Consider the following 23,010-nt stretch of genomic DNA (forward strand, 5'->3'; position numbering starts at 1 on the left):
GCAATTCAACGCACGAGGCGCCCTTGCCCGCCTGACAGGCGCGCCCTCAGGGACTGGAAGTGGAAGGAAGCGAACATGAGCGGTCGACTCGCTGGTCGCGTCGCATTCATCACCGGCGCAGCCCGTGGCCAGGGCAGAGCGCATGCCATCGCGCTGGCCCGTGAAGGTGCCGACGTCGTGTGCCTGGACGTGCCGGGCGACCTGGAGACGTTGCCCTATTCGCCGGGTACGGCGGAGGATCTCGCGGAGACGGTGGCCGCCGTCGAGGCCCTGGACCGCCGTGCCATCGCCGTGCACGGCGACGTCCGCCGGCAGGAGGACCTCGATGCCGCCGTCGAGCGCGCCGTCGGCGAGCTGGGCGGCCTGGACATCGTGGTGGCCAACGCCGGCATCTGGGGCCTCACCCCGGCATGGGAGATCAGCGAGCAGCAGTGGTCCGAGATGGTGGACGTCGTCCTGTCCGGTCCTTGGCGAACGGTGAAGGCGGCCGCGCCGCACCTGCTCGCCCAGGGCAGCGGCTCGGTTATCCTGACGTCGTCGGTCAACGGACTCGAGGCGGGGCCCAACTTCGCGCACTACACGGCGGCCAAACACGGCGTCATCGGCTTGATGAAGAGCCTTGCCGTGGAGATGGCGCCATACGGCGTACGGTGCAACGCCATCTGCCCGGGCTTCGTCGACACGAAGATGAACGACTGGCAGGGCTGCTACGACATGATGGCCGGCCATCCCGGCGGTACGCCGGCAGATCGCGAGGCAAGTAGCCGCAACTGGAGTGCACTCGCCGGCCGCGCCATGCTGTCGCCCGAGACGATCAGCCGGGCCGTCGTCTTCCTGGCATCGGACGACGCTGCTGACATCACCGGCATCGCACTGCCCGTCGACGGCGGCCACATGGTCCTGCCGAGCTTCAACACCGCCCCTGTCCTGAGTCCGCTGTCCTGGCCGGCCATCACCTCGGCGGGCCACTGACCACGGCAGCCCGGACGGCCGAGGCCAGGCTGAGCATCTCGGTCGCCACCCTCGGCGTATGACCGCCCGGCCCGGGTTCGCGCGGAACGGTGGTGAACGGTGGCCAACCCGTCGAACGTGACTGGAAGTCAAGGGGTCGCAGGTTCACATCTAGTCAGCCCGACAGTGAAACCGCAGGTGAAGGCGGGTCGGCCGTGAAGGCCGGCCCGCCTCCCACGTCCTGGTGCCAGCGTGGTGGCCACAGGGCCGTGTTCCAGGGGATCGCGGCGATCTGTGGCAGTGCCTTCTCGCCTCTGGACCTCGGCCGCCGTACGTCTACCGGGCTCGAGTGGCTCTCAGCCGCACTGGCACATCCGTGGCGAGCAGGGCCGCACGACGTCGGGTGAACAACGCTCGCCGCAGCGGGCCCGCCCGACTGTCACGGACGGTAGGCGTCTCGGCGATGAGCCACGTCGACCACGGTCACCGTTCGGTCGTGGTCGTCGAATCGGTAGACGACGCGGTAGGTGCCGCGACGTGCGCTGTGACGGTCGTCCAGCGGGGGGCGGAGTTGCTTCCCGACCCGATAGGGGTTGTCGAGAAGTGGTCCGACGATGAACTGGTAGGCGGCGGTCGCGACCGCTTCCGGGAGATGCTCGGTGAGTTGCCGGCGCGCGGTGGGGGTGATGGCCAGGACGTGGCGCGCCTGGTGCTCGGTCAACCCTTGGCGTGCCGGCGCTGCATGGCGGCGGCGAGGTCTTCCTGCGTTTCCGCTTCACCGCGGGCGATCTCGGTGTCCGAGGCGCGCAGCCTTCGCATGGCGTCCGCGTCGGCGAGGATCTCGATGGTCTCTTCGAGGGACTCGAGGTCCTCCGTCGCCAGGAGGACAGCGGATGGTCTGCCGTGCACGGTCACGTAGACGCGTTCGTGCTGTCCACTCACCTGGGCGACCAACCTGGACAGATGCGTCTTCGCATCGGCCAGCGAGAACGTCGTCATGGTCAGAAGTATGACCAGAGTGGGCTGCATCGTCCAGCGCTGCGAGCTGGCGGGGCACTGGCGCATCTCTCGGCGCTGGCACTGCAGCACCGGATCGCCGGCTGCAACGCCTGACCAGACCGGGCGCGGTCTGCCGCAGGTCACCCCGCGAGGTCGGGCGCACATCGGCGCGAGGTCGGGAACCTGTTCCGCCGAGCTCACTCGGCCGGCGCAGGGCTCCGTGTGCCAGCGACGCGGATGCGACGTGGGAGTCCGCGCGCCGGCCGGTTCTCCGGCTGCTACCCCTTCGGTGGGACGACGGGAGCCACCCGCCCCACCGCGTCCGAGACCTGTTCGTACGCCCGGCCTACCCGCAGCACCGTCGCCTCGTCGAAGGGGCGGCCGATCACCTGCATGCCGAGCGGCAGGCCGGCGTCGTCGAAACCGACCGGCAGGGTCAGGCTCGGCATGCCGGTCAGGTCGGCCGGCGACGTGAGCCGCACCAAGGCCATGGTGATGTCCTCGGCGAGGCCGTCGGGCCAGGTCGCTTCCATCGCACCGACTCGAGGCGCGGCGAAGGGCTCCGTGGGAGCGACCAGCACGTCGATGTCGGCGAACATGTCGGCCCACGCCCGCTGCATCAGGGTGCGGACCCGCAGCGCCTTGATGTAGTCGGTCGCCAGCACCAGCTCGCCCACTTCGAGGAGAACCCTCGTCTGCTCCGTGTACAACTCTGCCTTCTCGCGCAGGGCGTCCTGGTGGTATGCGCTGGCCTCGGGCATGAGGATCGCCCACTCGGCCGCCAGCACCTGGTCGGCGTAGGGAATCGACACCTCGCGCAGCTCGGCGCCCAACCCTTCGAGCACGCTGATCGCCGCCCGGACCGAGCGGTCGACGTCCTCGTGCACGCGGTCGAAGAAGTAGTTCGACGGCACACCCACGCGCAGCCCGGCGATGCCTCCGTCCAGCCCGGCGGTGAAGTCCGGAACGGGGACGTCGACGGAGCCCGTGTCCGCGCGGTCGAACCCGGCGATCACGCCGAGCACGAGGGCGCAGTCGCGTACGTTCCGGGCCAGGGGACCGACGTGGTCCAACGACCACGACAGTGACGCCACACCACGTCGCGAGACCCGTCCGTAGGTGGGCTTCAGCCCCACGGTCCCGCAGAGGCTGGCGGGGATCCGAATCGAGCCGGCCGTGTCGGAGCCCATCCCCACCATGCAGCTCCCCGCGGCGACCGCCGCGCCGGAGCCCCCGCTCGAACCGCCGGGGATACGGGAGGCGTCCCACGGATTGCGGGTCGTCGGCGTGAGGCCGCCGTAGGCGAACTCGTGCGTGTGGGTCTTTCCGACCATCACCATCCCGGCACCCAGCAGCCTCTCGACCGCTACGGCATCGGTGTCCGGTACCCGGCCGGCGCGGACCGCAGAGCTGGAGGTCGACGGAACGCCGGCAGTGTCATAGAGGTCCTTGACCCCCAGGGGAATGCCGTGCAGAGGCCCGCGGTACATGCCGCCGGCGATCTCGTGCTCGGCCCGGGCCGCGGCCTTGCGGGCGAGGTCTCCGCAGACGTGGGCGAACGCGCCCAGGGTGTCCTCGGTCTGTTCGATCCGGTCCAGAACCGACTCGGTGAGTTCCCGAGGCGACAGGTTCCCGTCCTTGATCTCCCCGGCCGCTGCGGTCAGCGACAACTCGAAGGGCTGCACGGTCAGGCCTCCCAACGGGGGTCGAAACCGATCGCCGGCGGGGTCTCGCCGAGTGGCACGTCGTCGAGTCGGTCGATCAATGCGTAGACCCCCTCCACCATCTGGCCGAACGATTCCTCGCGATCCGAACCGATGTCCAGGCGGGCGATGCGGGCAGCGTGGCCGATCGCGTCACCAGAAAAACGTCGCACGTCCATCGGGCGTCTCCTCATCGACTGGGTGGTGCGCACCTGGACGGGAACGTTGCGTCTGCTGAAATGCACGGCGGGCGGTTCCAGCTCCGTGGAGCGCCAGAGCGACAGGGTGTGGTCCGGCGAAGCTAGCAGCATCGTCGCCGCAGATGGGCCTGCAGAGTCGCCTCTGCAGACGGGCGGGAGTAGCCCGGCGGTCCCGGGCCGAGCACCTCTCCGAGCGTGCGGGCGTCAGCCGCCGTAGAAGCGGAAGACCGGCTCGGCGATGCAGACCGGCTTCGGGATCCCCTCGGCCTCGATGACCGCGGCGACGGTGAGCTGCAGACCGCCGGCCACCTCCTCCACGTCCTTCAACGTGGCGGTCAGCCGAAGCTTCGAGCCGACCGGCACGGGGGAGGGGAAGCGGACCTTGTTCAGGCCGTAGTTCACGGCCATCGTCGCGTCGCTGACGGTGAGCACCTCCGACCACATCGGAATGAGCAGCGACAGCGTCAGGTAGCCGTGGGCGATGGGCCCGCCGAAGGGGCTCTCGGCCTTCGCGCGCTCGACGTCGACGTGGATCCACTGGTGGTCGCCGGTCGCGTCGGCGAACAGGTCCACCCGCTCCTGGGCGATCTGGACCCAGCTGCTGGTGCCGAGCTCCTGGCCCGTGAGCGAGGGCAGTTCGGCCATGGTCGTGGTGGTGCTCATGCGGAGGTCTCCTCGGTGGGTAGGTACCGGCTGCGCAGGTCGGGCTTGCGGACCTTGCCGGTGGCGGTCTTGGGCAGCTCGTCGACGAGCTCCACGTGCTTGGGCACCTTGAACGCGGCCAGGCGATCGCGCAGCCGCGCCCGCAGGTCATCGGCGTCCAGAGCGGCCCCCGGATCCGGGACGACGATCGCCAGCCCGACCTCGCCCCACCGCTCGTCGGGCACGCCGATGACGGCCGCCTCCTGCACGCCGTCGAGCTCCAGCAGGGCGGACTCGACCTCGGCCGGGTACACGTTCTCCCCGCCCGAGATGATCATGTCCTTGTACCGGTCGCGGACGTAGAGGAACCCCTCGTCGTCGAGGCTGCCCGCGTCACCGGTGTGGTACCAGCCGTCGCGCAGCGCGACGGCGGTCTGCTCGGGGTCGTTCCAGTACCCGGCCATGACGTTGGGGCCCTGGACGACGATCTCGCCCACCTCGTCCGGCACCGCCTCCGTGCCGTCGGGCCGCAGTACGCGGACGTCGGTGAAGAACACCGGCTTGCCGGCCGATCCGACCTTGCGGACGGCGTCGGCCGAGGCCAGCACGGTGCAGCCGGGGGCGGCCTCGGTCATGCCGTAGCACTGCTGCATGGTCACGCCCCGGTCCAGCCACGTGCGCAGCGTCGGCAGCGGCACGGCGGCCCCGGCCGCACCGATCGTCCGCAGCGCGGACAGGTCACGGGTGCCGAAACCCGGCTCGCGCGACATCGCGTCGAGCATGGTGGGGACGGCGAAGAACGAGTTGACCCGCTGTTCCTCGATGACCTGCAGCGTCTCCGCCGGGTCGAACCGTCGGACGATGACCGCGCACCCGCCCGCGAGCAGCGCCGAGTTCACGGTGCCGTTCAGGCCGCCGATGTGGAACAGCGGGGCCAGCGCCAGGGTGCGCTCGTCGCTCGCCATGTTGAGGCCGAGCAGCTGGTTCATGGCGTTCCACGTCATGTTGCCGTGGGTGAGCACCGCGCCCTTGGGGCGCCCCGTCGTCCCCGAGGTGTACATGATCAGACACGGGTCCTCGAGCGACACCGGCTCGTCACGAGGCTGCGGCGCGGCACCGGCGAGCAGGTCCTCATAGGGCAAGCAGTCGGTCCCGCAGTCGACCGGCGGTTCGGCCGCGATCCAGTGCCGCACGTCACCGAGCCGGTCGCGCAGCGTATCGGCCAGCCGCCCGTGCTCGCGGCCGTGGACCACGACGGTGCTGCCCGAGTGGGCCAGCACGTACTCCGCCTCGGGCACCGCCAGCCGCGCGTTGAAGGGCACCCAGACCGCGCCGAGCTGGCCGCAGGCGTAGAGCGTCTCCAGCGCCGACGGGTGGTTGCCGCCGGTCCAGGCCACCCGGTCGCCGGCCTGGACCCCGAGCCCGGCGAGCGCCGCCGCGGCGCGGCGGACCCGTTCGGCGAACACCCCGTGCGACGTCGTCGTCCCGTCGAACCAGATCGCGTCGCTCTCCGGTGAGCTCCGCAGCCGGCGCTCCGGCCAGGAGCCGACGCCGGCGTTACGCACCGCGCAGGCCGAGGGCGCGGACGGCGTTCTCCTTCATGATCAGCGGACGGACCTCGTCCTTGATCTCCAGCTGCTCGAAGTCCCGGAGCCAGCGGTCCGGGCGCAGCAGGGGATAGTCGGAGCCGAACAGCACCTTGGTCCTGAGCATCGTGTTGGCGGCCCGGACCAGCTGCGGCGGGAAGTACTTCGGCGACCAGCCGGACAGGTCGATGTAGACGTTGGCCTTGTGCGTCGCGACGGAGATCGCGGCGTCCTGCCACGGCACCGACGGGTGGGCCATGATCACCGTGAGGCCGGGGAAGTCGGCGGCCACGTCATCGAGCAGCATCGGGTCGGAGTAGCGCAGCTTGAAGCCGCGCCCGCCCGGCAGGCCCGAGCCGATGCCCGTCTGGCCGGTGTGGAACAGCGCCGGCACGCCCAGGCTCTCCAGCTCCGCCCACAGCGGGTAGTGCCGCCGGTCGTTGGGCTCGAAGGCCTGGATCGTCGGGTGGAACTTGAAGCCGCGCACCCCGTGCTCCTCGACCAGCCGGCGGGCCGCCCGGACGCCGGCAGCGCCGCGGGCGGGATCGATCGAGCCGAAGGGGATGAGCACGTCGGCGTGCTGGGCGGCGGCCTCGGCGATCTCCTCGTTGGACAGCGTCGGGTGACCGGTGGCCAGTTCGCTGTCGACGGTGAAGATCACCGCGGCCATGCGCTGCGCCCGGTAGTCCTCGGCGATCTGCGGCACCGTCGGGTGGTACGGGTCGCCCTTGAAGTACTTGGACGCGGCGGCGAGCAGCTCGTCGTCCATGGACTTGTGGCCGTGCAGGTCCTGCTCGACGTGCACATGCACGTCGATGGCGACCAGCTCGTCGAGGTTCAGCGTGCTCATCTCGACTCCTCCGGCAGCTGCTGCCCCACGGTCTGCTGCGAGGCGGCGAACCGGTCCGACCAGACCGCCGCGATCGCGTCGGCCGACCAGCCGGCCCCGTCCGCGAACTCGACCACCGCCTCGGTCGGGTGGCTCCACAGCGCCAGCCGGTCACCGCCGATGCCGACGGCCTGCCCGGTGATGCCGGCGGCGGCGTCGGAGGCGAGGAAGGCGACCACGCCTGCCGCGTCCTGGGCGCTGCCGAACCCGAGCTGCTGCCGGGCGAACGTCGGCAGCGGTTCGCCCGCCCTGAGCGCCTCCACGTAGGGCTTGAGGAAGGGCACGGTCTCGGTCATCGAGGTGGCCGCGACCGGCACGATCGCGTTCACCGTGATCTCGGCCCGGGCCAGCTCCATGGCCCACGTGCGGACCATCCCGACGATCCCGGCCTTGGCCGCGGCGTAGTTCGTCTGGCCGAAGTTGCCGACCTGGCCGGTGGGGGAGCCGACGCAGATGATCCGGCCACCCTCGCCCTGCTCGCGCATGCGGACGGCGGCGGCGCGGGTGCAGGTGAAGGTGCCGCGCAGGTGGGTGGTGATGACGGCGTCGAAGTCGTCGTCGCTCATCTTCCACAGCGTCGTGTCGCGGAGGATGCCGGCGTTGTTCACCAGCACGTCGAGGCGGCCGAACTCGGCGACCGCGCGGTCGACGAGGGACTGGGCTGCCGCACTGGTGCCGACGGGCACGACCTCGGCGACGGCGGTGCCGCCGGCGCGGGTGATGGATTCCACGGCCTCCTCGGCGACGGCGGCGTCGACGTCGTTGACCACGACGGACGCTCCCGCGCGGGCCAGCTCGGTGGCGTAGGCCAGCCCGAGCCCCCGTCCGCTGCCGGTGACGATCGCGACCTTGCCGGACAGGTCCACGGGGACCTCCTTCTCCTGGGTGCGGGTGCCGGCCACATCGGGGTCGTCGTCCCGGTGGCGGCCGGTGGGCGCGCCGCGCAGGCGGCGGCTCGTCCAGCCGCGACGCTAGGGCGATATCGTGGAGATTGTCAACGAAACGGGAAGGGCGCCACCATCATGGCTCTGAGCGAGGACCTGGGTTTCCTGCTGTCGCGGGCCAGCGGGCTGGTCGTCCGGTCGACGAACGCTGCACTGGCCGACAGTGGGCTCCGGGTGCGCGCCTATTCCGTGCTGGAGCTGGCCTGCATCCCTCCCGGAGGGAGGTCGCAACGCGTCCTCGCCGAGGTGCTCGGTCTCGACCCCAGCCAGGTCGTCCAGCTGGTCGACGAGCTCAGCTCGGCCGGGCTGGTCGAGCGGCTCCCGTCCCCGACCGACGGTCGCGCCAAGCTGGTGGCCGGCACCCCGCGGGGCCGTCAGGTGCTCGAGCAGGCTGCGGCACTGGCTGCCACCGGCCAGCAGGAGCAGCTGAGCTGCCTGAGCGCGGAGGAGCAGGCCACCCTGCGGTCGCTGCTCTCCCGCGTCGTGCAGTTCCCCGGCTGATCGCTCGCCTCGCGCCCCGCGACACCTAGCCGGGGCTGAACTGCTGGACCTGCGGAACCGTGGTGACCACGTGCACCAGGCCCGTGCCGGACGCCGCTCGCAGCACGTGCTTCATGTCCGCGGGGAAGCGGATGAAGTCCCCGCAGTCGAGACGGTGCGCGTCGTCGGCCGGGCCGGCGACGACGCTCCCCGAGATGACGTAGACGTGGTGGAGGGTGCCCGGGGAGAGGGGCGGCGCCACGTCCCGTGCATCGCTCAGTTCCACCACCGCGGTGTTGACGTCGCCACTGCCGTGGATGTGGTCGAGAACCCGTCGCCGGCCGGAGCCGGCGCGGTCCCAGGTCCCGTCCTTCCGCCGTTGGACGAGGACCGGGCTGCCCCACTCGGTGACCAGCCAGTTCACGCCGACGCCGAGGGCACGCGCCACCCGCAGGAGCGTGTCCACCGTGGGATTGCCGCCGCCGCTCTCGAGGTTGGCCAGGGTCTGCTTCGCCAGGCCTGACTTCTCGGCCAGGGCGCCCAGGCTCAGCTGCCGTTCGCCGCGGATGCGCCGGACGTTGCGGCCGAGCATCTCCAGGTCTCCCATGCGTCCACTGTATTAGACGCCCGTCCATCTTGACCGCAGCTTGTTGGCGTGAGTGGATGATGCGGATCACATTTCTACCCTGGGAGGGGGCCTCCGTGCAGTACGCCGACGTCGCGATCCCGCTGGGCCACGCCTGGTCCTCACCGTTCGCCAAGTGGCAGGGCGCCCTCGCCGAGGTCTCGAGCCTGGACCTGGCGGTGGCGGTGACGCAGCGGGCACTGGCCGACCGCGGCCTGGCCCCCGCGGTGTTCGACGGGGTGGTCCTCGGCTGGACGGTGCCGCAGCGCGACATCTTCTACGGTGCCCCCACGCTGGCCGCGCGCCTCGGCGCGACCGGGTTGTCCGGGCCCATGGTCAGCCAGGCCTGCGCCACCAGCGTCGCGGCCCTGCACGCCGCGGCCGGGGCGGTGGGCGCCGGCGCCGGCCCGCAGCTGGTGGTGGCCACCGACCGCATCTCGAACGGCCCCACGCTGTCCTGGCCGGCCCCGAGCGGCATGGGTGGGGCGCCGGTCACCTCGCACTGGGTGCTCGACAGCTTCGCCCGCGACCCGTGGGCGGGCGCCGGGATGCTCGCCGCGGCCGAAGCGGTCGCTGCCGAGATGAGCGCCGACCGTTCCGAGCTCGACGACCTCACCGCGCTGCGCTGGGAGCAGTACGCCGCGGGCCTCGCCGAGGACCGGGCGTTCCAGCGTCGCTACCAGGTGCCGGTGGAGATCCCGCTGCGCGAGGGCTCTCTGACGCTCGACGCGGACGAGGGGATCCGCCCGAAGACCCGCGACGGCATCGCCGGCCTGCCCCCGGCCGCGCCGGGGGCGCGGCACACGTTCGCCTCCCAGACCCACCCGGCCGACGGGTGTGCCGGCGCGGTCGTCACGACGGTCGCCCGTGCGCGCGAGTTCTCGGGGGAGGGGATCGTCCGCATCCTGGGCAGCGGCTTCGCCCGGGTGGCCAAGAGCCGCATGCCCCAGGCGCCGGTCCCGGCGGCGCGCTCGGCGCTGCAGGCCGCGGGGCTCGACTTCGGCGACGTCCAGGCGATCACCACCCACAACCCGTTCGCCGTCAACGACCTGTACTTCGCCCGGGAGACCGGTGTGAAGGCCGAGGACATGAACACCTACGGCTGCAGCCTCGTATTCGGCCACCCGCAGGGGCCGACCGGGCTGCGATCGGTCGCCGAACTGATCGAGACCCTGCGCCTGCGCGGTGGCGGGATCGGCCTGTTCACCGGTTGCGCCGCCGGCGACACGGGGGCGGCGCTCGTCCTCGAAGTCACCGACTGATGACCACCACCCACCCGGCGAGGCGTCTCGCCACCCCTCCAGGAGACGGCATGACCACCACCTTCTCCACTCCGCGCATCGAGGCGGAGGAAGCCGCGGACGGGCGGCTCCTGCTGCGCTCGACCGAGCCGCTGGCGGAGCACCCCGTCAGCCTCGTGCACTCCTTCCGGGCGCACAGCCAGGCCCACCCCGACCGGCTGCTCGTCGCCGAGCGGGCGGGCGAGTCCTGGGACCGGCTCTCCTGGGGCGAGATGCGCGCTCTCGTCGACCGGCTGGCCCAGGGCCTCATCGACCGCGGGCTGAGCGACCGGCCGGTCATGGTGCTGTCCGGGAACAGCCGGTTCCACCTGGCCGTGATGCTCGCCGGGATGACCGTGGGCACCCCCGTGGTGTCGACGAGCGTCGCCTACTCCCTGCAGAGCGCCGACCACGCCAAGCTCAAGGCGATGGCCGAGGCCGCCGCACCCGGGCTCGTCGTGGCCGAGGACGCCTCGTTCGCCCGTGCCGTCGACTCCGTGCGTGCCGACCGGGTCGTGCTGAGCCGCGACGGCGACGTGGCCGGTTCGGTGCCGCTCGCCGAGTTCGGCGCCGAGCCGACCGAGGAGGTCGACCGGCGGTGTGCAGCGCTGCGCCGCGAGAGCGTGGCCAAGATCCTGTTCACCTCCGGCTCGACGGGGACCCCGAAGGGTGTCCTCAACACCCACGGAATGCTGTCGGCCAACCAGCAGCAGATGCGCCAGGTGTGGCCGTTCCTGGCCGAGGAGCCGCCGGTGCTCCTGGACTGGCTGCCGTGGAGCCACACCTTCGGCGGGAACCACGACCTCAACATGGTCCTGACCAACGGTGGGACGTTGTGGATCGACGACGGCCGGCCGGCGCCGGGGCTGGTCGCGCGCACGGTACGCAACCTGGCGGATGCCCGACCGACCGTCTACTTCAACGTGCCCGCCGGTTACGCCGCGCTGCTGCCGGAGCTGGAACGGGACCCACCGGCGGCCGAAGCCTTCTTCAGCCGGCTGCGGCTCGGCTTCTTCGCCGCGGCTGCGCTGCCCCAGCAGTTGTGGGACCGGATCACCACGCTGGCCGCCCGCCACGGCTCGGACATGCAGATGACGACGTCCTGGGGGCTGACCGAGACCTCACCGGCGGCCACCTCGGCGCACTTCCCCATCACGCGCAGCGACGTGCTCGGGGTGCCGCTGCCCGGGCTCGAGCTGGCGCTCGTGCCGGTGGGTGCCAAGACCGAGGTGCGGGTCCGCGGCGTGAACGTCACCCCCGGCTACCACCAGCGACCGGACCTCACCGAGGCGGCCTTCGACGAGCACGGGTTCTTCCGCACCGGGGACGCCGTGGCGCTCGCGGACGCCGAGGACGTCACGGCGGGGCTGCTCTTCCGTGGCCGGATCGCCGAGGACTTCAAGCTCTCCACCGGCACGTTCGTCAGCGTCGGCACCCTGCGCCCGGCATTGCTGTCGGCGTCCTCGGGGCTGCTCACCGACGCGGTGATCTGCGGGCAGGACGGGGACTGCGTCACCGCGATGGTGTGGGTGCATCCCGACCACGCCGGCCGGGTCGACGAGGACGGCGTTCCGGATGACGCGCTGCGCGCCGACCTCGCCGCCACGATGCATCGACTGGCCGCCGAGGGCGGCGGGTCCTCGCAGTGCGTGGAGCGCCTGCTCGTCCTGACCGAGCCGCCGCAGCTCGACGCCGGGGAGATCACCGACAAGGGCTACGTCAACCAGGCCGCGGTCCGCGATCGGCGGGCGGACCTGGTCGCGCTGCTGTCGGCCGATCCGCGCCCGTCCCGGGTGGTCGTGCGCGCATGAACGCCTCCCGCCCGCTCGCCCGGCGTCCGTTCCTGCGGCAGAGCCGGTCCGGGGGAGACCGTCCGATGCGTGTTGCAGTAGGGACACGGTGCGCCGCCGAGGGGCGCTGCCCGTCCCGGACGCTGGCACGGTGTGGGCGTGGCTGAGGTCTCCGGCTCGAACGTGCCGCTCCGGGCTGCGCCCGCCGCAGGCGACGCCCTCCTCGAGGTGCGTGACCTGCACGTCTCCTACGCCGGTTCCGTGCAGGCACTCCGGGGAGTCTCCATGTGGGTCCCCGACGGCGGCATCGTGGCGGTGCTGGGCAACAACGGGGCCGGGAAGAGCACCCTGCTGCGGGCGATCTCCGGTTCTCTCGGGCGCGAGGGCGGCACGGTCGACTCCGGCAGCATCCTGTTCGAGGGGCGCCCGCTGGATGTCCGCAGCGCGTCGTCCGTGGTCGCGCAGGGCGTGCTGCAGGTCCCCGAGGGCCGACGGGTGTTCGCGGCCCTGACCGTCGAGGAGAACCTCCGGGCCGGGGGGACGGCGGCCCGCGACCCGAAGACCCGCGACGAGGCCCGAGCGCAGGTCTACGACCTCTTCCCGATCCTGCGTGAACGGCGCCGGCAGCGAGCCGGGCTGCTGTCCGGCGGCGAGCAGCAGATGCTCGCCATCGGGCGCGCGCTGATGGGCGGTCCCCGGGTCCTCCTCCTCGACGAGCCGTCGCTGGGCCTCGCCCCGCTCATCGTGGAGCAAATCGGCGACGTGATCACCGAGATCAATCGGCGCGGGACCGCCGTCGTGCTCGTCGAGCAGAACGCGGCCATGGCACTGCGGGTCGCCACCCACGCGTTCGTGCTGGAGGTCGGGCGGATCTCGCTGGAGGGCCCGGCCGCGGAGCTCGCCCGGACCGACGAGGTCCGGGACCGCTACCTCGGCGTCGGGGCCGAGACCTCGGCGACCCCCGTCGCGAGTCGGACTCCCACCGCATCACCGGGGACCTCCGTGCGGGATCTCGTCGTCGAGGGCCTGACCGTCCGGTTCGGGGGCATCAGCGCCCTGACCGACGTCTCCTTCACCGTCACGTCCGGGTCCCTGCATGCCCTCATCGGGCCGAACGGGGCGGGCAAGTCCACCTGCCTCAACGTGCTCAGCGGCGTCTACGCCGCCACGGAGGGCAGCGCTCGCTACGGCGACGACGACCTGACCCGCCTGCCCCGCCACCAGATCGCCGCCCTCGGCATCTCGCGCACGTTCCAGAACATGGCGCTCTCCCCGACCGAGACCGTGCTCGACAACCTCCTCGTCGCCCGGCACCGGCACATGCGGACCGGCTTCGTGTCAGCGGCACTGCGCCTGCCCCGGGCGCGCCGCGAAGCGCGGAAGCACGAGGCGGCGGTGGTCCGGATCGCCGATCTGCTCGGGCTGAGCCGCGTCCTGCACCACCTCGTCAACGAGCTGCCCTACGGCGACCGGAAGCGGGTCGAGCTTGCCCGGGCGCTCTGCGCGGAGCCGGGGCTGCTGCTGCTCGACGAGCCGGTCGCCGGCATGAACTTCACCGAGTCGATGGCGATGGAGGAGGCGATCGGCACCGTGCAGCACGAGTTGGGTATCTCCATCGTCCTCGTGGAGCACGACATGCGGTTCGTCATGGGGCTGGCCGACCGGGTGACGGTGCTCGACTTCGGCAGGCGGATCGCCGACGGCACACCGGTCGAGGTGCAGAGCGATCCCGAGGTCCTCCGGGCCTATCTCGGCGAGCAGCAGGAGGAGAGCCGGTGAGCAACCTCTTCGGCCTGGTCCTCAACGGGCTGTCGCTGGGTGCCATCTACGCGCTCATCGCGCTCGGCTTCGTGATGATCTTCAAGGCCACCCACGTGCTGAACTTCGCGCACGGCTCGGTCCTGCTGCTCGGGGCCTTCGTGGTCGGGACCACCCACGACCGCTTCGGCTTCTGGCTGGCACTCCTGTTCGGTATCGCGGCCGCCGCACTGGCCGCCGTGCTGATCGACGTGGTGATCATGCGAAGGGTCCGAGCGGCCGACCTGGGCACGCTGGCCATCCTGACCCTCGGCGTGGACGTCCTCATGCTGACCGAGCTGACCCGGCAGATGGGCACGTCGATCCTGACCACCGGAGCGCCCTGGGGAACCGACACGATCACGGTGGCCGGCGCGAACATCCCGGTGTCGCGGGTCGTCGCCGCTCTGGTCACCGTGGTCGTGGTCGCGGTGCTCTGGGCGGTGTTCAAGTTCACGAACTACGGCATCGCGATGCGGGCGGCGGCCGCGGACGGTGGGACGGCGGACCTCATGGGGATCCGGCTCAACCGGGTGGCCGCGACCGCTTGGGGGGTCGCCGGGGCGCTGGCCGCGGTGGCGGGGATCTTCCTGACGTCCTTCCCGTCGCCCGGTATCAGCCCCACGGTGGGGCTGGTCGCGCTGGCGGCGATCCCGGCCTGGGTGCTCGGTGGGTTCGACTCGTTCCCGGGCGCGGTGGTCGGCGGCCTGATCATCGGCGTGGTGACGACGCTGTCCGCCGGCTACCAGGGCGACCTGACGTTCCTCGGCCGCGACCTGGCACAGGTGACCCCGTACGCGGTGATGCTGCTCGTGCTGCTCATCCGCCCCTCCGGACTGTTCGGCACGAAGGAGGTCGCCCGTGTCTAGGCCGCAGACGGTCCGGCTGGGGCGTCGGCTGGCGCTCCTGGCCCTCGTCCTCGTCGCTCTCGCCGCTCCGCTGAGCCTGCGCAGCTTCTGGCTGCAGTCGGGCCTGTTCGCGATGGCCGCGGTCATCAGCGCGATCGGCCTGACGCTGCTGGTGGGGCGGTCGGGGCAGCTGTCGCTGGGCCACGCGTTCTTCGTGGCGATCGGGGCCTACGGCTACAGCTATCTGGCGGGGGACCCCGAGTCCACCCTGGCGTCCGGACTGGGCTGGCCGCCGGTCCTCGCCCTCCTCGGGGCGGTGGTGGCCGCCGCTCTCGCCGGCGCCCTGTTCAGCCCGATCTCGGGCCGGTTGCGCGGGATCTACCTGGGGCTGGCCTCGCTGGGGCTGGTGTTCCTCGGTCAGCACATCCTGTTCAACGCCACCCCGGTGACCGGCGGTTACAACGGGCGCAACGCCGAGCCGTTCCGCATCTTCGGCTTCACCTTCGGCGACAGCGCCCCGGCCGACCTGGTCGTCCTCGGCGTGCGGTACGGCCAGCTCGAGCGGCTCTGGTACCTCGGGCTGCTCTTCGTGGCGGTCGCGTGGTGGTGTGCGCACAACCTCGTCCGGAGCCGACCCGGGCGTGCGTTGGCCACCATCCGGGACAGCGAGGTGGCCGCCGGGGTGATGGGCGTGAACGTGGCCCGGTTCAAGGCGGCGGCCTTCATCGTCTCGTCGATGTATGCGGCACTGGGCGGGGTGCTGATGGCCCTGGTCTTCGGCCGCATCGTCCCGGAGAGCTTCGGGTTGCTCATGTCCGTGGAGTTCCTGGTGATGATCGTCATCGGCGGCATCGGCTCGGTCGGGGGAGCGGTCGCCGGAGCCGTGTTCGTCACCCTGCTGCCGCTGGTCCTCAACCGCTACAGCGACCTGCTGCCCCTGCTGGCGCAGCCGGGGACCAGCGGCCTCAGCGCGGCCGACCTGAGCCGGATCATCTACGGCCTCGCCATCATCCTCATCCTCCTCTTCGCCCACGACGGACTGGCCGGCCTCGCGCGCCGGTTGCGGGGCTCCCGTCGCGTGGCGGATCCGGCGACCGATCCCGACCAACCGATGTCCGACCCGTCCACGACCAAGGAGCTGGCCCGATGAAGAGACCACTGATCACGAGCACCTGCCTGGCGCTCGCGCTGGCCGCCACCAGCTGCGGGAAGGCCGAGGAGCAGGGGGGTGGGGCAGTCGGCGGCGGCGGCGAAGGCGGTGCCACCGCCGCAGCACCGGGCGTCACCGAGGACACGATCACGCTGGGCGCGCTCATGGATCTGACCGCGGTCTTCGCTGCGAACAGCAGGTCGATCCTGCAGGGCGCCAACCTCTACTGGGACTCGGTCAACGCCGACGGCGGTGTCTGCGGGCGCGAGGTCGAGCTCGACGTCCAGGACCACGGGTACGACCCCCAGCAGGCGGTCTCGCTGTACCAGACCATGTCCGACAACGTGCTCGCCATCGCGCCCGTCCTCGGTTCGTCGGTGATCACGGCGCTGCGCCCCTCCTTCGAGGAGGACGACATGCTCGTGGGCATGGCGGCGTGGACCTCCGACGTCCTGCCGGACCCGCGCTTCCAGATCACCGGGACGACGTACGACGTGGAGACGATCAACGCGATCGACTGGTTGACCCGCGAGCACGGGCTGCAGAGCGGCGATTCGATCGGCGTCGTCTACTTCGAGGGTGACTTCGGCGGCAGCTCGTTGCGCGGCGCCGAGTACGCCGCGGAGGAGCTGGGGCTGACCGTCGTCCCGCACCAGATCAAGCCCAGCGACACCGACCTCTCGGCACAGGTGAACGCGATGGCCAACGAGGGGGTCGACGCGATCATCGTCGCGGCGGCGTCTCCCCAGACGGCCTCCATCGCCAGCGTGGCGCAGTCCATCGGGCTCGACGTGCCCATCGTGGGCAACGCGCCTGCCTTCACGCCGAACCTGATGGACACGCCGGCCGGACCGGCGCTGGAGGAGAACTTCTACACCTCGACGTCGATGGCGCCGCCGTCCCTCGACGAGGAGGGCGTGACGGAGTTCCTCACCGCCTACGAGGCGGAGTACCCCGACGAGGAGCCGATCCAGAACGGTGCGATGTACGGCTACGCGTCGGCGCAGATCATGCACGAGGTCCTCATGCGTGCCTGCGAGGAGGACGACCTCACCCGGGAAGGCCTGCTGGACGCGCTGCGGTCGATCACCGACTACGAGTCCGGCGGCACGGTCGCGGGGGTCCTGGACTACTCCGACCCCGCGGTGCCGCCGACCCGCGAGGTGTACATCTCCAAGGCCGACCCGAACGCGCCGGGCGGGCTGACGGCCGTGGGTGAGTCGTTCACCTCCGATCTCGCGGAGGCGTACGAATTCACCGGCTGACCCGCGCCCTGCCCGGTCCCGCCCTGCGGCGGGGCCGGGCGGGGCTGCGCCCCCTCGGCGAAGGGAGGCCGTGACCCGGGGCCGCTCGGAGACCTTCTTGCTGATCGCAGTCTTCCTCGCCGCGCGGTTACGCCGTCGGCGCCGCAGGCCCCCTGGTGGTCGGCGGCCTCTTCGCGGTGACGGGCGGCTGGTCGGTGCCGTTGCTGCTGCTCCCGGGTCGCATCCGCTGAGTCGGCCTCAAGGCGCCCAGGGATATGACAGGAGCGCCGGTCCGGGGTGTTGCGCTCATCATCACGGCAACCGTCCGGCCGGTTGCTTCCGGGCTCACCGCCGGAAGGCTCGCTCGCCGCGGACCCACGTCTCGGCGACCCGCACCTGGTCGATCTCGCTCGAGGGCACGGAGAAGACGTCTCGCTCGAGCACGACGAAGGTGCCCTCGGCGCCAGGCCGGATGACGCCGACCGGCTCGATGGGCGATACCCCTGCTGCGCGTCCGGTGTAGAGCAGGATCGCCTGCGCGACCGTGACCGCCTCGGCCGGGTTGAACGACGCGCCGTTGTGGGCCTGCCGTAGCACCGCCGCCTTGATGGAGACGAACACGTCGTCCGCTTCCGACCAGGCCGTCGCGGGGTGGTCGGACGACAGCGCGGTGGCCGGCACCCGCTCGTAGAACGACCGGATCGGATAGGCGACGGCGAGCTGTTGCGGCGACAGGCTCCGCGCGTAGCTGTCGTACTCGGCGAAGAAGAAGATGGAATGGCTGACCACGCCGAACGACATCCGGGATGCTTCGAGCCGGTCGAGCAACTCGGCGGAGAAGAGCGTGGCGTGCTCGAGCCGGACCGACGGGCGCTCGCCCATCCACGGCTCCTCGTCCCCGACCACGTCGACGACCCGATGGAGTGCTCGGTCGCCCATGGCGTGGATCGCGACCTGAATCCGGTTGCGGCGGGCCCAGGCGACAGCCGCCCGGAGCTCGTCGTCCGAGCAGGTGCGGATGCCGTGGTCGCATGTGCCGGGGTAGGCGTCGTCGGTCCAGGCGGTGCGGTCGGAGTAGGCGCCGTCCATGAGCACCTTGAGGCCGGCGACCCGCATCCGTCCGGTGCGGTCGTCGTTGCTCAGGTCGGGCATGCCGGAGTCGCGAACGTCGGTCCAGCCGTAGTACAGCCCGCACTGGGGGACCAGGCTTGCCTGCTCCGCGTCGCGGTAGAGCCGCAGCGGTTCGGGGACGAAGGTCGCCATCAGGTCGTCGACGGCGACGATGCCGCGCGCCAGGAGGCGTCGGTTCAGCCCGGCCAGACGGGTGACCAGCTCCTCGTGCTTCAGCGGGGGGCGAAGGGCCAGCACCGCGTCGAATGCGGCCCGCTCCGCGAGCAGGCCGGTGAGGGTGCCGGACGCGTCGCGGCCGATCCGCCCGTTCTCCGGATCGGGGGTGTCCGGAGTGATGCCGGCCAGTTCCAGGGCACGGCTGTTGCAGACGACCGAGTGCCCGTCGCAGCGTCGGACGACGATCGGCTGCGTGGCGGAGACGGCGTCCAGGTCCGAGGCGGTGGGCTTGCGCCGCTCCGGATACCGCGACTCGTCGAAGCCGAAGCCTTCGATCCACCGGTCGGTGCCGATGTCGGGGTGGGCTCGCAGCCGGTCGAGAAGAGCCGCCAGCGAGTCGACATCCGGCGGCAGCAGCGGGACCGCGTCGGCCAGTGTGGCGGTGAACGACGGGTGGGCGTGCACGTCGAGGAATCCGGGCAGCACCGTCGCGCCGCCCAGGTCGGTGGCCTCCTCGCCGGTGACGTCGGCGGTGTCCCCGACCCAGCTGAAGGCTCCGTCGGTGATGCGGAAGGCGGAGGCGAAGTCGTCCTCACCGGTGCCGGTGAAGACCTTGCCGTTGACGAAGAGCCGGGTGGTCATGCGTTCCTTCGTGGTCGGCGGTGGGTGGTGTCCGCCGGTCAGCGACTGGTCAGCAGATCCGCGCCGTGGCGCACGACGCCTCCCACGACGGTCGCCACGACCGACAGGTCGCCGATCGTCCCGGGGGCCACGGCGAGCAGGTCGCCGGAGAGGACGACGAAGTCGGCGAGCTTGCCGCGGGACAGCGTGCCCTTGCGGTGCTCGGAGTGGTCGGCGTACGCCGAGCCCAGGGTGTAGGTCCGCAGCGCCTGCAGGGGAGTCAGCCGCTCGGCCGGGTTGAGCACCGTCCCGTCGGGCAGCTGCCGGTTGACCAGTGAGTGGATGCCGAGCAGCGGGGAGCCGTCGACGACGGGGCAGTCGGAGCTGCCGGGCACCTCGATGCCGGCGTCGAGGAAGCTGCGCTGCCGGTAGAGCAGCTCGGCGCGCTCGCGCCCGAGCGCGGTGACGTAGCTGTCGCCGAGCTCGGTCACGAACCGGCCCTGCGGCACCGGTACGACGCCGAGCTGCTTGACCCGCTCGATCTGCCGGTCGTTGGTCAGGCCGCAGTGCTCGATCCGGTGCCGGGGATCGGTGCGCGGGTACAGCTGCTGCGCCCGCTCGTAGGCGTCGAGGACGACTTCGACGGCGGCGTCGCCGATCGCGTGGGTGCCGATCTGCCAGCCCGCGCGGTGGGCGGCCAGGATCCGCTCCGTGAGCACCCCGGCGTCGTCGAGCAGCAGGCCGCGGCCGCCGGGACGGTCGGCGTAGTCGCAGCACAGGGCCGCGGTGCGGGCGGTGAGCGCCCCATCGCTGATGATCTTGACGGCTCCGATCCGCAGCCAGTCGTCGCCGAGTCCGCTGCGCAGGCCGAGGTCGAGCCCCAGCGGGGTGTCGCCGTCGACCTCGTGCAGTGCGGAGATCTCCGGCATGAGGGTCATCCGCACACCGAGCAGGCCCCGGTCACGGGCGATCATGAACGCCGCCAGGTCGCTGGCGCTGTTCCCGATCATCCGGCCGCTGATCCCGGGTTCGGTCACGCTGGTCAGTCCGTCGGCCAGCGCGGCCCGGCTGGCCAGACCTATCGCTTCGACGAACTCCTCGAACGGCTGCGGCCGGACGTGCTCGAAGATCAGCGTCATCGCTCGCTCGGTGATCAGCCCGGTGGGGTCGCCGTCCGGACGGCGCTCGATCCAGCCGCCATCGACGTCGCTGAGCTGCCGAGGATCGGCGAAACCGATCCGGCGGATCGCCCCGGTGCTCGCGATGCCGGCGTGGTGGGAGGCGTGCAGCACCCAGACCGGCCGCCCGCCGGATACCGCGTCCAGGCCTTCCCGCGTGGGGGCGTCGTCGAGCTTGCCGACGTCCAGGCCGGTGGCGAGCACCCAGGCGTCCCGAGCGAGCGTGGCGGCGTGCCGTCCGACGGCGGCGTAGACGTCGTCCAGGGTGCGCACCGCCGCCGGCGACACGTCGCACATCTGCAACTCCTGGCCGCGCGCGGACAGGTGCTGGTGGGCGTCGTGCAGCCCGGGGACGACCGGCGCGCCGGCGAGGTCGACGGTCAGCTCGGCCTGACAGCCGTCCAACTCCTCGTCGAGGCCGACGATGACCCCGCCGACCACGCCGATGGCGGTGGCGGTGGGCCGCTGCGGGTCCAGCGTGGTGAAACGGCCGTTGACGTAGAGCGCGTCGAGCAGCACGGAAGCGGAGTCCTCGGGGTCGTGCCGGGTCAGGCCGGCGAGGGAGCGGGTGTGGCAACGGTGTCCAGCAGCGCGGCGACGTCCACCGGGCCGCCGGCGGCGGCGAACTCGGCCGCCACGGCGGCGCGCAGGACGGGGTCGGACAGGTAGTCGACGGCGGTGAGCGCCAGGCCGATCGCACCGTCGACCACGGCCCGATCGGCCGGGGAAGCGGCGGCGTGCTCGGCGAACGCTGCCGTGTGCATGCCGGCCTCGGCCGGTGCGATGCCCAGCATGGGGTGGATCGCGGGCACCCGGAGGCTGATGTTGCCGAGGTCGGTCGAGCCGCCGCCGCCGCTGGGCAGGCCGTCGGGGTGCACGACTGTGCGGCCCCGGGCGGTGACGTGGGCGGCGTAGCGCCCGGCGAGGGTCGTGTTGGTGCGCACCGGCAGGTAGGGCGGCACCGGATCCCACGCGGCCTCGAGCACCGTGCCGGTGACCTGGGCGGCGCCGTCGAGGATCGCCTGCACCCGATGGGTCAGCTCGAGCAGCCCCTCGACGGTGGCCGATCGCAGCATCACCGTGGCACGGGCGAGGGCCGGCACCACGTTCACCGCAGTGCCGCCCTCGGTGATGATCGCGTGCACCCGATCGGTCTGCGGCATGTGCTGGCGCAGCGCGGCCAGCCCCTGGTATGCGGCCACGACTGCGTCCAGTGCGTTACGCCCCATGTGCGGCGTGGCGGAGGCGTGCGCAGGCACCCCCCGGTAGGTCACCTCGACCGCCCGGCAGCCGAGTGCGGTGAAGTCCGCGATGTCGGGGCCGGCGAACGGGTGCAGCATCAACACCGCGTCGACGTCGTCGAACGCCCCGGCTCGGGCCATGAGCTCCTTGCCCGAGCCGTTCTCCTCGGCCGGGGTGCCGAGCAGGACGACGGAGCCGCCGAGCCCCTTGATGTGCGGCGCGAGCCCGAGGAACGCGCCGACAGCCGTGGCGCAGATGACGTTGTGCCCGCACCCGTGACCGATACCGGGAAGTGCGTCGTACTCGGCCAGGATCGCCACCCGGGGCATCCCGGACCCGGCCATCGCCCGGAAGGCGGTGGGTTGCCCGTGGCAGCCGACCTCCACATCCAGGCCGGAGGCGGCGAGCAGGTCGCGGACGTGCCCCACCGAGCGGTGCTCGGCGAACCCGAGCTCTGCGGCGGCGTGCACCTGGTGGCTGAGTCGCACCAGGCCGGCGGCGGCGCCGTCGATCGTGTCGCGGACGACGGCGCTCACGGTCGGGGTGGCGCCGTCCGCCGGCGGGGTGTGGGTCACGGTCAGCTCGTCGCGCCGTTGATGGTGATCGTGTCGAGCAGGCCGTACTCGATGCCGTAGCTGTTCATGATGTCGGCGTACGTGCCGTCGTCGACCAGCTGCTGGTACGCCTGGGCGAGGACCTCGGTGAGCCCGGAGAGGTCCTTGTTCAGCATCACGCCGACCGGAACCGGGAGCTCCTCGACGTAGGCGATCGTGAGCTCTCCTTCCGACTGCTTGACGGCGTTGATCGCGATCGGCTCACCGGTGACCAGGGCGTCGGCGCGGCCTGCGGTCAGGGACGTGATCGCCGAGACGCTGGTGTCCGCCTGCACCGGGATCGGCGCCGGAAGGCCGGCCTCCTCGCACAGGGTGAGCAGCGAACCCGGGGTCTCCACATCGGTCAGCTGAGCGAGCTGCACGGTGCCGACGGCGGCGACGACCTCGAGGCCGCAGAGGTCCTCGGTGCTCTCGATGCCCTCCGGGTTGCACTTCTGGGTCAACGCGGCACGCGAGCCGGTGCTGTAGTCGATGAAGTCACCGAGCTCCTGACGCTCCAGGGTGTCGGTGAACGCGCCGGCGATGCCGTCGACCTGCCCGGCGCCGTACTCCTGCAGTGCGTTCTGGCTCTGCTGGAAGACGACCTCGACACCGGCCAGCTGACCGGCAGCGCGCAGCAGGTCGGCCTCGTAGCCGCGCTGCTCGCCGTCCTTTCCGAAGTTGATCGGCGGCAGGTCCGGGGCGACGCCGACGACCAGTGGCTCGTCCCGGAACTCGGCCGGCACCTGGTCGGCGAGCGCCTCGTCGGCCTGCAGGGAGAGCAGCTCGGGTGCGGCGAACGGGTCGCCGGAGATGTCCGGGTCGTCGCAGGCAGCGGAGGTGTTCGCCGCGGCTGCCGCGGACTCGGGATCCTCGACCTGGGCGCCGCAGGCGGCGACCAGGCCCGCCGCCAGGGTGAGCGGCAGGAGACGGGTCAGGAAGGTACGGGACGTGCGCATGG

Annotated in this window: 21 protein-coding genes; 8 read left to right on the forward strand and 13 right to left on the reverse strand. The window is 71.7% G+C overall.

The annotated features are described in order from the left end of the window. The first annotated feature begins 75 nt into the window (after positions 1-75). The gene (locus BLASA_RS11375) at positions 76-972 is read left to right on the forward strand and encodes a mycofactocin-coupled SDR family oxidoreductase (protein ID WP_014376284.1); all 897 of its coding nucleotides are present in this window, start codon (positions 76-78) and stop codon (positions 970-972) included. Positions 973-1,390: 418 nt separating this feature from the next. Here the strand turns inward: BLASA_RS11375 and BLASA_RS11380 are convergent, their stop codons facing one another. The 8 genes from BLASA_RS11380 to BLASA_RS11415 all read right to left on the reverse strand — a co-directional run bounded on the left by BLASA_RS11380 (position 1,391) and on the right by BLASA_RS11415 (position 7,872). Next, the gene (locus tag BLASA_RS11380; RefSeq protein WP_014376285.1) at positions 1,391-1,672 is read right to left on the reverse strand and encodes a type II toxin-antitoxin system RelE family toxin; all 282 of its coding nucleotides are present in this window, start codon (positions 1,670-1,672) and stop codon (positions 1,391-1,393) included. After that, entirely contained in the window at positions 1,669-1,950 is a 282-nt protein-coding gene (locus BLASA_RS11385) for a type II toxin-antitoxin system Phd/YefM family antitoxin (RefSeq protein WP_041776406.1), read from the reverse strand. Before BLASA_RS11385 ends, BLASA_RS11380 begins: the two co-directional genes overlap by 4 nt. A gap of 278 nt (positions 1,951-2,228) precedes the next feature. Further along, positions 2,229-3,635, reverse strand: coding sequence for an amidase (locus BLASA_RS11390; RefSeq protein ID WP_014376287.1), 1,407 nt, complete (start codon positions 3,633-3,635; stop codon positions 2,229-2,231). A gap of 2 nt (positions 3,636-3,637) precedes the next feature. Further along, a complete protein-coding gene (locus tag BLASA_RS25040; protein ID WP_014376288.1) occupies positions 3,638-3,832 on the reverse strand; it encodes a hypothetical protein in 195 nt (64 codons plus the stop codon). Positions 3,833-4,057: 225 nt separating this feature from the next. After that, on the reverse strand, positions 4,058-4,516 hold the full coding sequence (locus BLASA_RS11400; protein ID WP_014376289.1) for a MaoC family dehydratase: 459 nt from the start codon (positions 4,514-4,516) through the stop codon (positions 4,058-4,060). Next, positions 4,513-6,060: an acyl-CoA synthetase gene (locus BLASA_RS11405; protein WP_014376290.1), complete on the reverse strand. Its 1,548-nt coding sequence runs from the start codon at positions 6,058-6,060 to the stop codon at positions 4,513-4,515. Before BLASA_RS11405 ends, BLASA_RS11400 begins: the two co-directional genes overlap by 4 nt. Further along, entirely contained in the window at positions 6,053-6,931 is an 879-nt protein-coding gene (locus BLASA_RS11410) for a 4-hydroxyphenyl-beta-ketoacyl-CoA hydrolase (RefSeq protein WP_014376291.1), read from the reverse strand. The genes BLASA_RS11405 and BLASA_RS11410 overlap by 8 nt, the downstream gene beginning before the upstream one ends. Next, positions 6,928-7,872: an SDR family NAD(P)-dependent oxidoreductase gene (locus BLASA_RS11415; RefSeq protein WP_041775726.1), complete on the reverse strand. Its 945-nt coding sequence runs from the start codon at positions 7,870-7,872 to the stop codon at positions 6,928-6,930. The genes BLASA_RS11410 and BLASA_RS11415 overlap by 4 nt, the downstream gene beginning before the upstream one ends. Before the next feature lie 120 nt (positions 7,873-7,992). On the opposite strand from BLASA_RS11415, the gene BLASA_RS11420 reads away from it, so the two are divergent. Then, entirely contained in the window at positions 7,993-8,415 is a 423-nt protein-coding gene (locus BLASA_RS11420) for a MarR family winged helix-turn-helix transcriptional regulator (protein WP_014376293.1), read from the forward strand. A 25-nt stretch (positions 8,416-8,440) separates the two neighbouring features. Here the strand turns inward: BLASA_RS11420 and BLASA_RS11425 are convergent, their stop codons facing one another. Then, on the reverse strand, positions 8,441-9,001 hold the full coding sequence (locus tag BLASA_RS11425; protein WP_014376294.1) for a helix-turn-helix domain-containing protein: 561 nt from the start codon (positions 8,999-9,001) through the stop codon (positions 8,441-8,443). A gap of 95 nt (positions 9,002-9,096) precedes the next feature. On the opposite strand from BLASA_RS11425, the gene BLASA_RS11430 reads away from it, so the two are divergent. The 6 genes from BLASA_RS11430 to BLASA_RS11455 all read left to right on the forward strand — a co-directional run bounded on the left by BLASA_RS11430 (position 9,097) and on the right by BLASA_RS11455 (position 17,149). Continuing rightward, positions 9,097-10,281, forward strand: coding sequence for a thiolase family protein (locus BLASA_RS11430; RefSeq protein WP_014376295.1), 1,185 nt, complete (start codon positions 9,097-9,099; stop codon positions 10,279-10,281). 50 nt (positions 10,282-10,331) lie between these two features. Next, complete coding sequence (locus BLASA_RS11435) at positions 10,332-12,110, forward strand: feruloyl-CoA synthase (RefSeq protein WP_014376296.1); 1,779 nt, start codon at positions 10,332-10,334, stop codon at positions 12,108-12,110. Positions 12,111-12,248: 138 nt separating this feature from the next. Continuing rightward, positions 12,249-13,868 (forward strand): ATP-binding cassette domain-containing protein, encoded by a 1,620-nt coding sequence (locus BLASA_RS26585; RefSeq protein WP_014376297.1) that lies wholly within the window; start codon positions 12,249-12,251, stop codon positions 13,866-13,868. Continuing rightward, the gene (locus tag BLASA_RS11445) at positions 13,865-14,755 is read left to right on the forward strand and encodes a branched-chain amino acid ABC transporter permease (RefSeq protein ID WP_014376298.1); all 891 of its coding nucleotides are present in this window, start codon (positions 13,865-13,867) and stop codon (positions 14,753-14,755) included. The genes BLASA_RS26585 and BLASA_RS11445 overlap by 4 nt, the downstream gene beginning before the upstream one ends. After that, positions 14,748-15,884, forward strand: coding sequence for a branched-chain amino acid ABC transporter permease (locus BLASA_RS11450; protein WP_014376299.1), 1,137 nt, complete (start codon positions 14,748-14,750; stop codon positions 15,882-15,884). The genes BLASA_RS11445 and BLASA_RS11450 overlap by 8 nt, the downstream gene beginning before the upstream one ends. Then, positions 15,881-17,149, forward strand: coding sequence for an ABC transporter substrate-binding protein (locus tag BLASA_RS11455; protein WP_014376300.1), 1,269 nt, complete (start codon positions 15,881-15,883; stop codon positions 17,147-17,149). Before BLASA_RS11450 ends, BLASA_RS11455 begins: the two co-directional genes overlap by 4 nt. A 324-nt stretch (positions 17,150-17,473) precedes the next feature. On the opposite strand, the gene BLASA_RS11460 is transcribed toward BLASA_RS11455, so the two are convergent. Genes BLASA_RS11460 through BLASA_RS11475 form a run of 4 tightly spaced genes read right to left on the reverse strand, consistent with a single transcriptional unit; the run spans position 17,474 to position 23,008 of the window. Further along, the gene (locus BLASA_RS11460; protein WP_014376302.1) at positions 17,474-19,057 is read right to left on the reverse strand and encodes an amidohydrolase; all 1,584 of its coding nucleotides are present in this window, start codon (positions 19,055-19,057) and stop codon (positions 17,474-17,476) included. A gap of 38 nt (positions 19,058-19,095) precedes the next feature. Further along, a complete protein-coding gene (locus BLASA_RS11465) occupies positions 19,096-20,733 on the reverse strand; it encodes an amidohydrolase (protein WP_014376303.1) in 1,638 nt (545 codons plus the stop codon). 29 nt (positions 20,734-20,762) lie between these two features. Next, positions 20,763-22,031, reverse strand: coding sequence for an amidohydrolase (locus BLASA_RS11470; RefSeq protein WP_014376304.1), 1,269 nt, complete (start codon positions 22,029-22,031; stop codon positions 20,763-20,765). Positions 22,032-22,033: 2 nt separating this feature from the next. Further along, entirely contained in the window at positions 22,034-23,008 is a 975-nt protein-coding gene (locus BLASA_RS11475) for a transporter substrate-binding domain-containing protein (protein ID WP_014376305.1), read from the reverse strand. Positions 23,009-23,010: the final 2 nt, after the last annotated feature.

This window comes from Blastococcus saxobsidens DD2 (assembly GCF_000284015.1).
GTDB lineage: Bacteria > Actinomycetota > Actinomycetes > Mycobacteriales > Geodermatophilaceae > Blastococcus > Blastococcus saxobsidens_A.

Excerpts from the sequence above, each read along its gene's own strand:
- BLASA_RS11375 (WP_014376284.1), top strand. The coding sequence starts at position 76 with ATGAGCGGTCGACTCGCTGGTCGCGTCGCATTCATCACCGGCGCAGCC.
- BLASA_RS11385 (WP_041776406.1), bottom strand. The coding sequence starts at position 1,950 with ATGACGACGTTCTCGCTGGCCGATGCGAAGACGCATCTGTCCAGGTTG.
- BLASA_RS25040 (WP_014376288.1), bottom strand. The coding sequence starts at position 3,832 with ATGGACGTGCGACGTTTTTCTGGTGACGCGATCGGCCACGCTGCCCGC.
- BLASA_RS11400 (WP_014376289.1), bottom strand. The coding sequence starts at position 4,516 with ATGAGCACCACCACGACCATGGCCGAACTGCCCTCGCTCACGGGCCAG.
- BLASA_RS11410 (WP_014376291.1), bottom strand. The coding sequence starts at position 6,931 with ATGAGCACGCTGAACCTCGACGAGCTGGTCGCCATCGACGTGCATGTG.
- BLASA_RS11420 (WP_014376293.1), top strand. The coding sequence starts at position 7,993 with ATGGCTCTGAGCGAGGACCTGGGTTTCCTGCTGTCGCGGGCCAGCGGG.
- BLASA_RS11425 (WP_014376294.1), bottom strand. The coding sequence starts at position 9,001 with ATGGGAGACCTGGAGATGCTCGGCCGCAACGTCCGGCGCATCCGCGGC.
- BLASA_RS11435 (WP_014376296.1), top strand. The coding sequence starts at position 10,332 with ATGACCACCACCTTCTCCACTCCGCGCATCGAGGCGGAGGAAGCCGCG.
- BLASA_RS11455 (WP_014376300.1), top strand. The coding sequence starts at position 15,881 with ATGAAGAGACCACTGATCACGAGCACCTGCCTGGCGCTCGCGCTGGCC.
- BLASA_RS11460 (WP_014376302.1), bottom strand. The coding sequence starts at position 19,057 with ATGACCACCCGGCTCTTCGTCAACGGCAAGGTCTTCACCGGCACCGGT.
- BLASA_RS11475 (WP_014376305.1), bottom strand. The coding sequence starts at position 23,008 with ATGCGCACGTCCCGTACCTTCCTGACCCGTCTCCTGCCGCTCACCCTG.